General features: G+C 72.2%; 15 protein-coding genes. 3 read left to right on the top strand and 12 right to left on the bottom strand.

What is annotated here, in order from left to right; genetic code table 11:
• Positions 1-262 precede the first annotated feature (262 nt).
• Entirely contained in the window at positions 263-883 is a 621-nt protein-coding gene (locus OG959_RS21110) for an SCO3374 family protein (RefSeq protein WP_326660653.1), read from the top strand.
• On the opposite strand, the gene OG959_RS21105 is transcribed toward OG959_RS21110, so the two are convergent.
• The 10 genes from OG959_RS21105 to OG959_RS21060 form a co-directional block, all read right to left on the bottom strand.
• On the bottom strand, positions 862-1,197 hold the full coding sequence (locus OG959_RS21105) for a histone-like nucleoid-structuring protein Lsr2 (RefSeq protein WP_148020023.1): 336 nt from the start codon (positions 1,195-1,197) through the stop codon (positions 862-864). The two genes, OG959_RS21110 and OG959_RS21105, sit on opposite strands and share 22 nt — an antisense overlap.
• A 145-nt stretch (positions 1,198-1,342) precedes the next feature.
• The gene (locus OG959_RS21100; RefSeq protein ID WP_219572043.1) at positions 1,343-1,846 is read right to left on the bottom strand and encodes an amino-acid N-acetyltransferase; all 504 of its coding nucleotides are present in this window, start codon (positions 1,844-1,846) and stop codon (positions 1,343-1,345) included.
• A 63-nt stretch (positions 1,847-1,909) separates the two neighbouring features.
• Positions 1,910-2,431, bottom strand: coding sequence for a BlaI/MecI/CopY family transcriptional regulator (locus tag OG959_RS21095; RefSeq protein WP_326660650.1), 522 nt, complete (start codon positions 2,429-2,431; stop codon positions 1,910-1,912).
• A gap of 112 nt (positions 2,432-2,543) precedes the next feature.
• Positions 2,544-2,723, bottom strand: a complete 180-nt coding sequence (locus OG959_RS21090; RefSeq protein WP_148020020.1) for a hypothetical protein — start codon at positions 2,721-2,723, stop codon at positions 2,544-2,546.
• Positions 2,724-2,768: 45 nt separating this feature from the next.
• The gene (locus tag OG959_RS21085; protein WP_326666519.1) at positions 2,769-3,344 is read right to left on the bottom strand and encodes a hypothetical protein; all 576 of its coding nucleotides are present in this window, start codon (positions 3,342-3,344) and stop codon (positions 2,769-2,771) included.
• Between the two features lie 138 nt (positions 3,345-3,482).
• Entirely contained in the window at positions 3,483-4,280 is a 798-nt protein-coding gene (locus OG959_RS21080) for a type III pantothenate kinase (protein WP_219567364.1), read from the bottom strand.
• Positions 4,280-5,323 carry a carboxylating nicotinate-nucleotide diphosphorylase gene (nadC, locus tag OG959_RS21075; protein ID WP_326660646.1) on the bottom strand — a complete coding sequence of 348 codons (1,044 nt, stop codon included), beginning with the start codon at positions 5,321-5,323 and terminating at the stop codon, positions 4,280-4,282. The genes OG959_RS21080 and nadC overlap by 1 nt, the downstream gene beginning before the upstream one ends.
• A 2-nt stretch (positions 5,324-5,325) precedes the next feature.
• A complete protein-coding gene (locus OG959_RS21070; RefSeq protein WP_326660644.1) occupies positions 5,326-7,062 on the bottom strand; it encodes an L-aspartate oxidase in 1,737 nt (578 codons plus the stop codon).
• A complete protein-coding gene (gene panC, locus OG959_RS21065; RefSeq protein WP_326660641.1) occupies positions 7,059-8,075 on the bottom strand; it encodes a pantoate--beta-alanine ligase in 1,017 nt (338 codons plus the stop codon). Before panC ends, OG959_RS21070 begins: the two co-directional genes overlap by 4 nt.
• Positions 8,072-9,028: a Rossmann-like and DUF2520 domain-containing protein gene (locus OG959_RS21060; RefSeq protein WP_326660639.1), complete on the bottom strand. Its 957-nt coding sequence runs from the start codon at positions 9,026-9,028 to the stop codon at positions 8,072-8,074. Before OG959_RS21060 ends, panC begins: the two co-directional genes overlap by 4 nt.
• A gap of 176 nt (positions 9,029-9,204) precedes the next feature.
• On the opposite strand from OG959_RS21060, the gene OG959_RS21055 reads away from it, so the two are divergent.
• On the top strand, positions 9,205-10,422 hold the full coding sequence (locus OG959_RS21055; RefSeq protein WP_442805606.1) for a threonine aldolase family protein: 1,218 nt from the start codon (positions 9,205-9,207) through the stop codon (positions 10,420-10,422).
• An 80-nt stretch (positions 10,423-10,502) separates the two neighbouring features.
• Positions 10,503-11,621, top strand: a complete 1,119-nt coding sequence (locus tag OG959_RS21050) for a DUF5937 family protein (protein WP_326660637.1) — start codon at positions 10,503-10,505, stop codon at positions 11,619-11,621.
• 26 nt (positions 11,622-11,647) lie between these two features.
• On the opposite strand, the gene OG959_RS21045 is transcribed toward OG959_RS21050, so the two are convergent.
• Both OG959_RS21045 and OG959_RS21040 read right to left on the bottom strand, forming a co-directional pair.
• A complete protein-coding gene (locus OG959_RS21045; RefSeq protein ID WP_219567357.1) occupies positions 11,648-12,256 on the bottom strand; it encodes an AAA family ATPase in 609 nt (202 codons plus the stop codon).
• A 3-nt stretch (positions 12,257-12,259) separates the two neighbouring features.
• On the bottom strand, positions 12,260-12,934 hold the full coding sequence (locus OG959_RS21040; protein WP_148020011.1) for a response regulator: 675 nt from the start codon (positions 12,932-12,934) through the stop codon (positions 12,260-12,262).
• Between the last annotated feature and the right edge of the window lie 18 nt (positions 12,935-12,952).

Genomic DNA, 12,952 nt, shown 5'->3' with positions numbered 1-12,952 from the left:
GTTCCCGCAGGCCAGGCAGATACCCCTATCGCCTGTACGCCGATGGCGAACGTGAGACGTCCGTGGCTTGCGTGTCGCCCCTCCCACTAGGGATGTCTTACCCGCAATTACAGACAGTCCATGCGGCGTACGCGGGTTCCCTCCGCTACGGGCGAACATCTTCGTACTCCCGAATGCGCCCGTACGCCCCCAACCCGGACACAGTACGCGTTCGATCAAGGACTCTGCGTAACTCTTGGCGCGGCTCGGGAGTTCTTCCGTCATGACCCTCACCGTCCCGCCTCCCCGCACGGCGCTCCCCGCGGAGCGGAACAGTCGCGCCGGCGGTGTGTCACGGGGCACGTGTGCCCGGTGGTACGAGCAGGAGCTCGGCTGGGCCACGGCCGGCAGTGCGCCGGTGCGGCTGCTGACCGGGCTGCGGTTCGACGCGTTCGTCGTCCCGGCGGCCGCCGGTCATGCCGCGCTGGAACGGGTGGGCCGTACCGGCCCTGTGGCGCTGGCGGGCCGGCGGATGAGTCTGCTGGTGGCGCCCGGGAGCGCCGACGAGCTGCCGGGGCTGCTCGACTGGCTGGAGTGGGGCGGGGTCGCCCTCGAACTGACCGCGCTCGGTGCGGGCGGGCGGATCACCGCGCCGCCGCCGCCGGGCCGGCCGGGTCCGCCGGGGGCCGCCGTATGGCTGCGGCCCCCCAGCCCACCGCACGAGCAGGAGGGGGAGCCGGTGTTCCCGGCCCTCTCCGGCTTCGGGAGCAGGGGTGGGGATGCTCCCGATCTCATCCGGCTCGTGGACGCCGTGGCGACGGAATGCCACCGGGCACGGCTGACGCGTGCCCGGACGGGGTTGCCCCCCAGAAAATCGGCTGCTCAGCCGTTGGCCTTCTCGTAAGCCTCACGGATCTCCGCGGGAACACGGCCGCGGTCATTCACACTGTGGCCGTTCTCGCGCGCCCACTTACGGATCTCGGCGGTGTCCTTGTTGCCGCCGGGAACGGCACGGCCCTTGCCGCGACCGGATGCCGCACGGCCACCGGTGCGCCGGCCGCTCTTCGCGTACGGCTCCAGAAGGGACCGGAGCTTGTCCGCGTTGCTCGTCGTGAGGTCAATCTCGTACGTCTTGCCATCGAGAGCGAACGTCACGGTCTCGTCCGCCTCGCCACCGTCGAGGTCGTCAACAAGAAGGACCTGAACCTTCTGTGCCACCGGGATTTCCTTTCATCGAAAATGGAGTACGCGGAAAGGAAACCGCTTTTCACCGGAAAACACAAACCCCCGGGAGAGGTTCAGGAGCACAAGAAGACGGGAAACGTGCGCGATTCGGACATAGGGATCGGGCTTCTTCCGACGGTCACAGGTGCAGAAGCATCCGGCTGTTGCCCAAGGTGTTCGGCTTCACTCGTTCGAGACCCAGGAACTCCGCGACTCCCTCGTCATAGGAACGCAGCAGCTCGCTGTAGACATCTCCGTCGACCGGCGTCTCTCCGATCTCCACGAAGCCGTGCTTCGCGAAGAAGTCGACTTCGAAGGTGAGGCAGAAAACCCGTCGCACGCCCAGCCAACGGGCGGTCTGCAACAACTTGTCCAGTACTTGATGTCCGACTCCTGCGCCCTTGATGCTGTGATCGACGGCGAGAGTACGCACTTCGGCCAGGTCTTCCCACATCACATGCAGTGCACCGCAGCCGATGACCCGGGCGTCCTCGTCGCGTTCGGCGATCCAGAACTCCTGGATGTCCTCGTAAAGCGTGACCGTCGCTTTGTCGAGCAGGATGCCTTCTCGTACGTAGCCGTCGAGGAGGCGCCGGACCGAGGCGACATCGCTCGTCCTCGCACGGCGGACGGTGATGGCCATGTTTATAACCGACTGAGCGGTCTGGAAATCGGTATGCGGAAGCTCTGAGGACATACCCCGACGCTATCGCCCGGCGTCCGGCCCCGCGTCATCGGCTGCTTCGGTACCTTCACCGGATCCACCCCCGGTGTCTTCACCGGCGTCTTCACCAGTGCCTTCACCGGCACCTTCACGACCGTCTTCACCAGTACCTTCACCGGTCACCGGAACGGAACCCCCGGGAAGTGTGGGCAGAACGATCCGCATGGCGTCCCGGAGGGCATCGTGCTGATCGGCGGACATCATGCCGAAGAAGGCGACCAGTGCGGCGGCGGGGTTGTCGCTCTGCGACCAGGCTTCGTTCATCAGTGCGGCCGAGTACGCGGCACGCGTGGAGACCGCCGTATATCGATATGCGCGGCCGTCCACTTCCCGGCGGACCCAGCCCTTCTGATGGAGATTGTCCATAACCGTCATGACGGTGGTGTAGGCGATGGACCGCTCCTGCTGAAGGTCTTCAAGGACTTCCCGTACGGTTACCGGTCGGTTCCATTGCCAGACCCGCGTCATCACGGCGTCTTCCAGCTCTCCCAATTGGCGGGGCACAGCGTCACCTTAGTGCCAGATGTCTGGAATGGGCGGTTATTTACACAACAAAAGGGCGTACGGCCCCTGGGAGCCGTACGCCCTTCGTATGCGTGGTGCGCGCGCCGGGAGGTCAGACCCCGTCGGTACGCGGCGTGCGCTGCGCCGATTCCGCGCGGCTGATCGCGGCGTCCACGGCCGCGTCCTCCTTGGCCTTGTTCGGCCCGCCCTGGCTCTTGACGATCGTCACGACCAGGCCGATGAAGAAGGCGGCCATCACCACGGGGGGCACAAGCGCGGATACGTAGTCCATGGCGTCCAGAGTAGCGAGCCCGGCCGCCGCCCCCGATGCAGGGCCCTACCCCGCGGCGCGTTGCTGCGGCGGCGGCACAGGGCGGCGGCGGGGCGGGAAGACCTCGGAGGGCTTGGGCGCCGGACGCTCGGACGGCGCGGCCGGACGGGCCGGGGCCTCCGGGGCCTTCGGCTTCTCCGGCTCCGCGGCACGGCCGCCGGGCAGCGCGAGCAGTCGACTGCGTGGCGCGGGCGCCGTGGCGGGGACCGCGCGTCCGGCGAGACGGGCCCGCACCGAACGCTCGGCGAGCACCTGGCAGCGCTGCAGGAGCGCCGCGGCGACCGGTCCGCCGCGCAGGGCGCGCAGCGCGGCGAGATCCTCGGGGCGGGGGTCGTATCCGGCGGCCAGGGCGTCCTGGAGGCGCTCCAGATAGCCGCTGAGGGAGCCGGGGAGGGCGTTCCGGTAGCGGACGAGGTCGGCGAGGAGGAAGGCGCGCAGCCGTCCGGCCTCACCGACCGCCTCGTCGACGGCGCCTGCTAGCCGCAGGCAGTCCTGGACGTCCTCGTCGGGCAGGGGCGCGGGGTGGAGGGCGATGGCGAGGGCACGGCGGAGCACTCGCAGCTCGTCCGCGCTGAACGCCATACCGCCGCGTGATCCGTAGGGCGTGGGCATAGCGCGACAATACGTGCTAAATGGACAAAATCCGTTTAACTGGCCGTCGGCGGCGCGGCGGCTCCGGTGAGCCGCCGCGCCGGGAACCTCCCGGTCAGGGCCGCGTCGCTACAGGCGCGCCACATTGCGCTCGTACACCAGGCGCAGCCCGATGAGCGTGAGCCAGGGCTCGTGCTCGTCGATGACGGAGGACTCGCCCAACACCATCGGAGCAAGGCCGCCCGTCGCGATGACAGTGACGTCGTCGGGGTCGGCGGCCAGCTCCTTCTTCATGCGTCCGACGACACCGTCGACCTGGCCGGCGAAGCCGTAGATGATGCCCGCCTGCATGGCCTCGACGGTGTTCTTCCCGATCACGCTGCGCGGCCGGGCCAGCTCGATCTTGCGCAGCTGCGCGCCCTTGACCCCTAGCGCCTCGACCGAGATCTCGATGCCGGGCGCGATGACGCCACCGGTGTACTCGCCGCGGGCGGAGACCGCGTCGAAGGTGGTGGCGGTGCCGAAGTCGACGACGATCGCCGGACCGCCGTACAGGTCGACGGCGGCGACCGCGTTGATGATGCGGTCCGCGCCGACCTCCTTCGGGTTGTCCATCAGGATCGGCACCCCGGTCTTGATGCCCGGCTCGACGAGGACGGCGGGGACGTCGCCGTAGTAGCGGCGGGTCACCTCGCGCAGTTCGTGCAGGACCGCCGGGACGGTGGAGCAGATCGCGATGCCCTCGATGCCGTCGCCCAGCTCCATGCCCAGCAGCGGGTGCATGCCCATCAGGCCCTGGAGCAGCACCGCGAGCTCGTCCGCGGTGCGGCGGGAGTCGGTGGAGATGCGCCAGTGCTCGACGATCTCCTCACCGTCGAACAGCCCGAGGACCGTGTGGGTGTTGCCGACGTCGATGGTGAGCAGCATCAGACGCCGGCCCCGTCGGTGTCGCGGAAGTCCAGGCCGATGTCGAGGATCGGCGAGGAGTGGGTCAGCGCGCCGACGGCCAGGTAGTCCACGCCGGCCTCCGCGTAGGCGCGGGCGGAGTCCAGGGACAGCCGGCCCGAGGACTCCAGGAACGCGCGGCCGCCGACCAGCTCGACCGCTTCGGCGGTCTGCGACGGGGTGAAGTTGTCCAGCAGGATCAGATCGGCACCGGCGTCCAGAACCTCGGTGACCTGCTGCATCGTGTCGACCTCGACTTCGATCGCGAGGTCCGGGAACTCCTCCCTGACCCGCTTGAACGCCTCGGCGACGCCGCCCGCCGCGATCACGTGGTTGTCCTTGACCAGTGCGGCGTCGGACAGCGACATGCGGTGGTTGACGCCGCCGCCGCAGCGCACCGCGTACTTCTCCAGGGCGCGCAGGCCCGGAGTCGTCTTACGGGTGTCGCGGACCTCCGCCTTCGTGCCCTCCAGCACGTCGGCCCAGGCGCGGGTGGCGGTGGCGATGCCGGAGAGCCGGCACAGCAGGTTGAGCGCGCTGCGCTCGCCGGTGAGCAGGTCACGGGTACGGGTGGTGACGGTCAGCAGCTTCTGGCCGGGCACGACACGGTCGCCGTCCTCGACGTGCCGCTCGACCTCGAACTCGTCCGTGCAGACGATGGAGAGCACGGCCTCGGCGACCCGCAGACCGGCTACGACGCCCGCCTCACGGGCGGTGAAGTCACCGGTGGCCACCGCGTCCTCGGGGACGGTGGCGACGGTCGTGACGTCCACCCCGCCGTCGAGGTCCTCCTCGATGGCGACGTGCGCGACGTCCTCGACGGTGACCGGGTCCAGGCCCGCGTCCGCGAGGAGCTGGGCGAGTGCGGGGTCCAGGCCGCACTCCAGGGCGTCCAGGTCGTAGCCGTCCTCCCCGCCGCAGCCGCAGCCGTCACCGCAGCCGCCCGCGGCGGACGCGGGCGCGCCGATCTGGATCAGCGGTACGTCCACGGGTGTGGGGCGCGGATTCTCTTCGGGCGTGCTCACGGTTACGGCTCCTCGGGAGTGGGGTGGGTGGTGCCTGTCGCTGCGCAGTCTGCTGCCCCGGACGGCTGTACGGGCCCGAACGCCTCGGTATCCGTCCGACGGAGGACCAGCTGCCGGTCCGGGGTGAGCTTCACGACGAGGTGGCGGCGCCAGTCCTCGTCGTCGCGCTCGGGCCGGTCCTCGCGCCAGTGGCAGCCGCGGGTCTCCTCGCGCTGCCGGGCGGCGGCGACCAGGACCCGGGAGACGAGGAGCAGGTTGGTGACCTCCCAGGCCTCGACCCCGGGCACCGCGTCCTTGGGCTCGGCCGCCCCTGCCTTCAGGAACGCGCTGCGGTGCAGGTCCTCCAGCTCCTCGGCGGCCCTGGCGAGGCTGTCGGCGGAACGCACGACGCCGGCGCCGCGGGTCATGATGCGCTGGATCGTGCTCCGGGCCTCGGGGGGCAGGAGCGGGGAGGGCGCGGGGTGGTCGCCGACGGTGGCGGCGGCGGACCGGGGCCGGTCGGCGACGATGTCGGCCGCGATGCGCTCGGCGAAGACGAGGCCTTCCAGGAGCGAGTTGGACGCCAGCCGGTTCGCGCCGTGCACCCCGGTGCAGGCGACCTCGCCGCAGGCGTACAGACCGGGCACGGTCGTACGTCCTTGCAGGTCGGTGCGGATGCCGCCGGAGGCGTGGTGCGCCGCCGGGGCGATCGGGATCGGCTCGGTGACCGGGTCGATGCCATGGGTCCGGCAGGCCGCCAGGATGGTGGGGAAGTGCTGTTCCCACATCGTGGCGCCGAAGTGGCGCGCGTCGAGGTACATGTGCTCGGTGCCGTGCAGCTGCATCTGGCGGGTGATGGCCTTGGCGACGATGTCGCGCGGGGCCAGCTCCGCCAGCTCGTGCTGCCCGAGCATGAAGCGCGTGCCGTGTGCGTCGACGAGATGGGCGCCCTCGCCCCGTACCGCTTCCGAGACGAGCGGCTGCTGGCCCTCGGCACCGGCGCCGAGGAAGAGGACCGTGGGGTGGAACTGGACGAATTCGAGGTCCGAGACCTCCGCGCCCGCCCGCAGCGCGAGCGCCACGCCGTCGCCGGTGGCGACCGGCGGGTTGGTGGTGGCGGAGAAGACCTGGCCCATGCCGCCGGTGGCGAGGACGACCGCGGGGGCGTTGACCGCGCCGACCCCGTCGTGCTGGCCCTCGCCCATGACGTGCAGGGTGACGCCCGCGGTACGGCCTTCGGCGTCGGTGAGCAGGTCGAGCACGAGGGCGTTCTCAACGGTGTGCAGGGCGGCTTCGCGGACCGCTTCGACCAGGGCGCGGGAGATCTCCGCGCCCGTCGCGTCGCCGCCCGCGTGGGCGATGCGGCGGCGGTGGTGGCCGCCCTCGCGGCCCAGCGCGATGGTGCCGTCGTCCGCGGTGTCGAAGTGGGCGCCGGTGCCGATCAGCCGGCGTACGGCGTCGGGGCCCTCGGTGACGAGGGTGCGGACCGCCGTCTCGTCGCACAGGCCCGCGCCGGCGACCAGGGTGTCGTCCAGGTGCTGTTCCGGAGTGTCGCCCTCACCCAGGGCGGCGGCGACGCCGCCCTGGGCCCAGCGGGTGGAGCCGTCGTCGAGGCGGGCCTTGGTGACGACGACGGTGGCGAGGCCCGCGGCGGCGCAGCGCAGCGCGGTGGTGAGGCCGGCCACGCCGGAGCCGACCACCACGACGTCGGCGTCGATGGACCAGCCAGGGGCGGGGGCGGTCAGCCGTATTCCGGTCACGCGGTGGCTCCGAAGGTCAGCGGGATGTTGTCGATGAGGCGGGTGGTGCCCACCCGTGCGGCGACGGCGAGGATCGCGTCGCCCGCGGTGCGGTCGTCGGGGATCTCGGTGAAGTCCGCCGGGTCAACGAGCGCCAGGTAGTCGAGGGCGAGCGGGGGCTGCTCGGCCGCCGCGTCGTCCAGGATCGCGCGGGCCGCCGCACGCACGGCGGCGGGGCCCCCGTCCGGCCTGGCCCGGGCGACGGCCTGGGCGTCGGCCGCGAGCCTCGCCTCGCCGAGCCGGTTGAGTCCGGCGGCCCGGCCCTCCGTCGCGCCCGTCGTCTGCGCGCGGGCGTGCAGCGCCTGCTGGGCGGCGAGCCGGTCACGGGCCGCGAACAGGGCCCTGGACAGGGCGAGCGCGGTGTGGCGCTCGTACGCGTCGAGGAAGCGGTTGCGGCTGGAGAGGGCGAGGCCGTCGGCCTCCCGGGCCGTCTCCACGCCCACGATCTCCACCGGGAAGTTCAGATCGCGCACCATGCGGCGGATCAGCGCCAGCTGCTGGGCGTCCTTCTGCCCGAAGAACGCGACATCGGGGCGGGTCAGGTGGAGCAGCTTGGCGACGACCGTGAGCATGCCGTCGAAGTGTCCGGGGCGGGAGGCGCCTTCGAGCCGCTCGCCCATCGGGCCCGCGGAGATCCGGACCTGGGGTTCGCCGCCGGGGTAGACCTCGTCGACGGACGGCGCGAAGACCACGTCGGCGCCGGCCGCGCCGGCGACGGCGAGATCGGCGTCCAGGGTGCGCGGGTAGCGGTCCAGGTCGGCGCTCTCACCGAACTGGAGCGGGTTGACGAAGACGGTGACGACGACCTGGCCGCCCGGTCCGACAACCGCACGCGCGGTTTGGATCAGGGAGGCGTGCCCCTCGTGCAGGGCGCCCATCGTCATGACGACGGCACGCTCGGCCCGGTCCCCTTGAGGGGCGTACCCCGCCAGTTCGGCGGCGGTACGGAGCAGCGTGGCGGCGGATGCGGTCATCGGGACTCCTCCGGTCCGGTTCCGGCGCTGCCGGGGGCGCCCGAGCCGTCGGCCAGGACGTCGAGCAGGTCCTCGGCCAGCTCCGGCTTGAGCATGCCGTGGGAGAGGGCGCGGTCTGCGGTGGCGCGGGCCATCGCGACGTAACCGGCCACCGTCTGCGGGGCGTGGGTGCGCAGCTCGTGGATGTGCGCGGCGACCGTGCCCGCGTCGCCGCGGGCGACCGGGCCGGTCAGGGCGGCGTCACCGGAGCGCAGGGCGTTGTCCAGGGCGGCGCCGAGCAGCGGACCGAGCATCCGGTCGGGGGCGGCGACCCCCGCCGCGCTCAGCAGTTCCATCGACTGGGCGACCAGGGTGACCAGGTGGTTCGCGCCGAGGGCGAGTGCCGCGTGGTACAGCGGGCGGGACTCCTCGGCGATCCACTCGGGTTCGCCGCCCATCTCGATGACCAGCGCCTCGGCGGCGAGCCGCAGCTGCTCGGGCGCGGTGACCCCGAAGGAGCAGCCGGCCAGCCGCTGGACGTCCACGGAGCTGCCGGTGAACGTCATCGCCGGGTGCAGGGCCAGCGGCAGGGCGCCGGCCCGCAGCGCGGGATCCAGCACCTTCGTCCCGTACCGCCCCGAGGTGTGGACGATCAGCTGGCCGGGGCGGACCGCACCGGTCTCGGCGAGGCCCTCGACGAGCCCCGGCAGGGCGTCGTCGGGCACCGTCAGCAGCACCAGCTCCGCGCGCGCGAGGACCTCGGCGGGCGGTACCAGCGGGACATCGGGAAGAAGGGTGGCGGCGCGGCGCACCGAGGCGTCGGAGACGCCCGACACGGCGACCGGGCGGTGCCCGGCGAGCGCCAGGGAAGCGGCGAGAGCGGGGCCGACGCGGCCCGCGCCCACGACGCCGACGGTGAGCCGGGCGGGACGGTCCCTCGCGTCGAGGGGTTCTTGAGGGGTCATTGCGTTCACGCGGCGGTGGCCTTCCGTTCCAGTCCGCGGGGGGTACCGGACGATTTCTCTGCATGCTACGCCAGCACATCGCCCGGACCCCCGGCTGTCCACAGGCTGTGGACAGTCCCGGCCACGACGGCACCCGGCGTCCATATCCTGTGGGCAGGGGCTGCGTTCTGCGTGATGATCGTCCCATGGCAGACAGAGACGAGCAGGTGCGCGACGAGGCGACGGACGGGCCGCAGGCCCCCCGCGGATACGGGGACGAGGAGCCCGACCCGCAGCGGCTGCGCCGCGTCGCCGCGTGGCGGCAGGCCCGAATGCTCCTGTCCCGGTCGCCGGTGGACCGCCCGCTCGGCGAGCAGCTGGCGTCGCTGGCCGCGGACGCGGCCACGGTCACCGATCTCGACCGGCCCGCCGACATCTACGGCAACGGGATCGTCGCCGAGCTGGAGCGGCGGATCGCCGGACTGCTGGGCACCGAGGCCGCCGCGTTCTTCCCGACCGGGACGATGGCGCAGCAGGTCGCGCTGCGCTGCTGGGCCGGGCGCACCGGCAACCCGACGGTCGCCCTGCACCCGCTCGCCCACCCCGAGGTGCACGAACGCGGCGCCCTGTCCGCGGTCAGCGGGCTGCGTACGGTCCACCCGACGAACGAGCCGCGGCTGCCCACGGCGGACGAGATCCGCGACTTCGCGGAGCCGTTCGGCACCCTGATGCTGGAGCTCCCGCTGCGTGACGCGGGCTTCGTCCTGCCCACGTGGGAGGAGCTGGAGGCCGTGGTGGCGGCGGCCCGTGAGCGCGACGCGGTGGTGCACTTCGACGGGGCGCGGCTGTGGGAGTGCGCCGACCGCTTCGGCCGGGAACTGCCGGAGATCGCGGCGCTCGCCGACAGTGTGTACGTGTCGTTCTACAAGACCCTCGGCGGAATCTCCGGGGCGGCGCTCGCAGGCTCAGCCTCGCTCATCGAGGAGGCCCGTACCTGGCGGCACCGGTACGGCGGCCAGCTCTTCCAGCAGTTCCCGGCGGCGCTCGCCGCGCTGATCGGCCTGGACCGGGAGCTGCCGAAGCTGCCGTCGTACGTGGCCCGGGCGAAGGTGGTCGCGGCCGCGCTGGCCGAGGGGTTCACCGAGGCCGGTGCCGGGTGGTTCCGGGTGCATCCCGAACCTCCGCACACCCACCAGTTCCAGGTCTGGCTGCCCTACCCGGCGGACGTGCTGGAGGAGGCGTCGCTGCTCCAGGCGGAGGAGACGGGCGTGGCCCTCTTCCGCCTGTGGCACCCGGCCGCCACGGGCCCGCCCGGGGTGTCGTTCACCGAGGTCACGGTGTCGGAGGCGGGGCTGGAGTGGACGGCGGCCGACGTCCGCGCGGCGGCGGCGGAGTTCCTGGAGCGGGTGGCGCGGCAGCAGTGAGGCACGCCCGGCGGGCCGCCGATTGACGCCGGCCGTCAATCGGGGTCCGGACCGTCCCGCTCACCCCGCACCATGGACGGGTGAGCGTAACCATCGGCATCGCGGGCCTCGACCCCCGGCACGTCGTCTTCGAGACCTCGCCCCTCGTCGAGCTGGGGGTCGCCCTGCACGCGCTCTCCGAGCCGGGGCACCACCCCGGACTGCACGGCTGGGCGACGGCCACCACCACGTCCCTGGAACCGGACCTGGCCGACCGGCTGCACGAAGCGGACTTCCTGTGGCGGAACACGTTCTCGGACATCTTCATGCCGTTCGCCGGTGTCCTCGGCGGCAACGGCAGGACGGGCGCCGACCTCGCCGAGGACCTGGACATCCTGGACCGGCTGGACGACGAGCGGTTCGTGTCCGCGGCCCTGGAGTTCACCTGCGCGAACCTGTACGGGACCGGCGCGGCCTCCCCGCTCCACGATCCCGGCATGCGGGCCCGGGCCCTGGACATGGCGGCGGCGCGCGGACCGCGGCAGGTGGAGTTCACCCAGCGGCTGCTGGCCGACCCCGCCCCGGTACGCCGCTGGATCCGGCGCCTCTTCGAGGACTGCGACGAGGCGTTCTTCGCGGACACCTGGCAGCGGGTGCGGATCCCGCTGGTGGCCGACGCACGGCACAAGACGGATCTGCTGCGGCACAAGGGGATCGCCGAGGCCGTACGGGCCGTCTCGCCCGCCCTCTCCGTCGACGAGGACGGTGCCCGGATCAGCGTCGACAAACTGACGGAGGGCTCGACCGACGCCACCGACCCCGCCGTCGGCGCCGGACTCACCCTCATCCCGACCAGCCTCGGCTGGCCGCATCTGATGGTGCTGCACGCCCCGGGCTGGCGACCGGTGATCCACTACCCCGTGCACCGGCCCGAGCTGCCCTCGCCCGCCTCGGTGGAACTGCTCCAGCTCCGGATGGAGGCCCTGGCCCACCCGCTGCGGATGCGTCTGTGCCGCAACATCGCCCGCTCGCCCTACACGACCGGCGAGCTCGCCGACACGAACGGGATCACCGCCCCCGAGGTCTCCCGCCATCTCACCGTCCTCAAGAAGGCGGGCCTGGTCACGACGCGACGCCGCGGCCGGTACGTACTGCACCAGCTGGACCTGACGGTGGTGGCGCGGCTCGGCAGCGACTTCCTGGAGGGGATCCTGCGCTGAGCCCGGGGCGGTGCCGGACGCCCGTCTCAGTCGAACCGGATGTGCCGGATCCCCGTCCAGGCCCGCCGCACCCGGTGCCGCAGCGCGCTGTCCGTGTCCGGCAGCAGGGTGAGGCCCGCCGACGCGGCGATCCGGTCGGCGACCTGCGGGACCGTCAGCCGGTCGGTACGGATCTGCTCGGCGAACTCCGGGGCTTCGAGCCGCTCCAGGCAGTGGTCCAGTTTCGCGACGGCGAAGCTCTCACGCTTCAGCCCGCGTCCGAGGCCGCGCTCCCGCAAGCGCCCCAGCACCGTCTCGCGTTCGGCGAGCAGGGCGAAGTGATGCACCGTCCGCCCGTCCTCGCGCAGCCGCCCGACGATCTCCGCGAAGTAGCCGGGGTCGACCAGGGTCATCGGGGCGATGACCGTGCCGGGATGCCCGCTCAGGGCGAGAGCGAGCATGTCGTGCACCCCCTGGCGCCAGGCCGGCAGATCCTGGAAGTCGCCCCGCAGCGCGGGCGGCAGCGTCCGGTGCAGTCCGAAGCCGACGTGCTCCGGATCGCAGACCACGCTTCCCGGCAACCGACGCCGGAGTTCGTACGCCGTCTGTGTCTTACCGCCGCCGAACGGACCGTTGATCCAGAGGAGCGCCCCCATCGGTCAGCCCGCCCCGCCTCCGGCGCGCACCAGCCCGGTCTCGTAGGCGAGGACCACGACCTGCACCCGGTCGCGCAGGCCCAGCTTGGTCAGGATCCGGCCGACATGCGTCTTCACGGTCGCTTCGGAGAGCACCAGCCGCCCCGCGATCTCGCCGTTCGACAGGCCCTGGGCTACCAGCAGCATCACCTCGCGTTCGCGTTCGGTGAGCTTGGCGACGTCCTTGTGCTGCGGCTCGGCCGTGCTGCTGGGCAGCATCGGCGAGAAGCGGTCGAGCAGCCGGCGGGTGGTGGACGGGGCGACGACGGCGTCGCCGCTGTGCACGGAACGGATCGCGGCGAGCAGTTCGCCGGGCGGCACGTCCTTGAGCATGAAGCCGCTGGCCCCTGCCTTCAGCCCCGAGAAGGCGTACTCGTCGAGGTCGAACGTCGTCAGGATGAGCACCTTGGGCGCGTCGGGCTGCGCGCAGATGCGGCGGGTGGCCTCGACCCCGTCCAGCCGGGGCATCCGGACGTCCATGAGCACCACGTCGACGGCGGTGGCGCGGAGGTTCTCGATCGCCTCCGCGCCGTCGCCGGCCTCGGCGACGACCTCCATGTCCGGCTGCGCGGCGAGCACCATCCGGAAGCCCGTACGCAGCAGCGCCTGGTCGTCGACGAGCATCACGCGGATCGCCATGGGTCCCTGTCTCCTGTT

The sequence above is a fragment of the Streptomyces sp. NBC_00385 genome (assembly GCF_035917155.1).
Classification (GTDB): Bacteria; Actinomycetota; Actinomycetes; order Streptomycetales; family Streptomycetaceae; genus Streptomyces; species Streptomyces poriferorum.
This window is presented reverse-complemented; position numbering and strand designations above follow the sequence as displayed.

Coding starts and splice junctions, on each gene's coding strand:
- OG959_RS21055 (WP_442805606.1), top strand. CDS start 9,205: ATGGCAGACAGAGACGAGCAGGTGCGCGACGAGGCGACGGACGGGCCG.
- OG959_RS21085 (WP_326666519.1), bottom strand. CDS start 3,344: ATGGCGTTCAGCGCGGACGAGCTGCGAGTGCTCCGCCGTGCCCTCGCC.
- panC (WP_326660641.1), bottom strand. CDS start 8,075: ATGACCGCATCCGCCGCCACGCTGCTCCGTACCGCCGCCGAACTGGCG.
- OG959_RS21040 (WP_148020011.1), bottom strand. CDS start 12,934: ATGGCGATCCGCGTGATGCTCGTCGACGACCAGGCGCTGCTGCGTACG.
- OG959_RS21045 (WP_219567357.1), bottom strand. CDS start 12,256: ATGGGGGCGCTCCTCTGGATCAACGGTCCGTTCGGCGGCGGTAAGACA.
- OG959_RS21080 (WP_219567364.1), bottom strand. CDS start 4,280: ATGCTGCTCACCATCGACGTCGGCAACACCCACACGGTCCTCGGGCTG.
- OG959_RS21090 (WP_148020020.1), bottom strand. CDS start 2,723: ATGGACTACGTATCCGCGCTTGTGCCCCCCGTGGTGATGGCCGCCTTC.
- OG959_RS21100 (WP_219572043.1), bottom strand. CDS start 1,846: ATGGCCATCACCGTCCGCCGTGCGAGGACGAGCGATGTCGCCTCGGTC.
- OG959_RS21110 (WP_326660653.1), top strand. CDS start 263: ATGACCCTCACCGTCCCGCCTCCCCGCACGGCGCTCCCCGCGGAGCGG.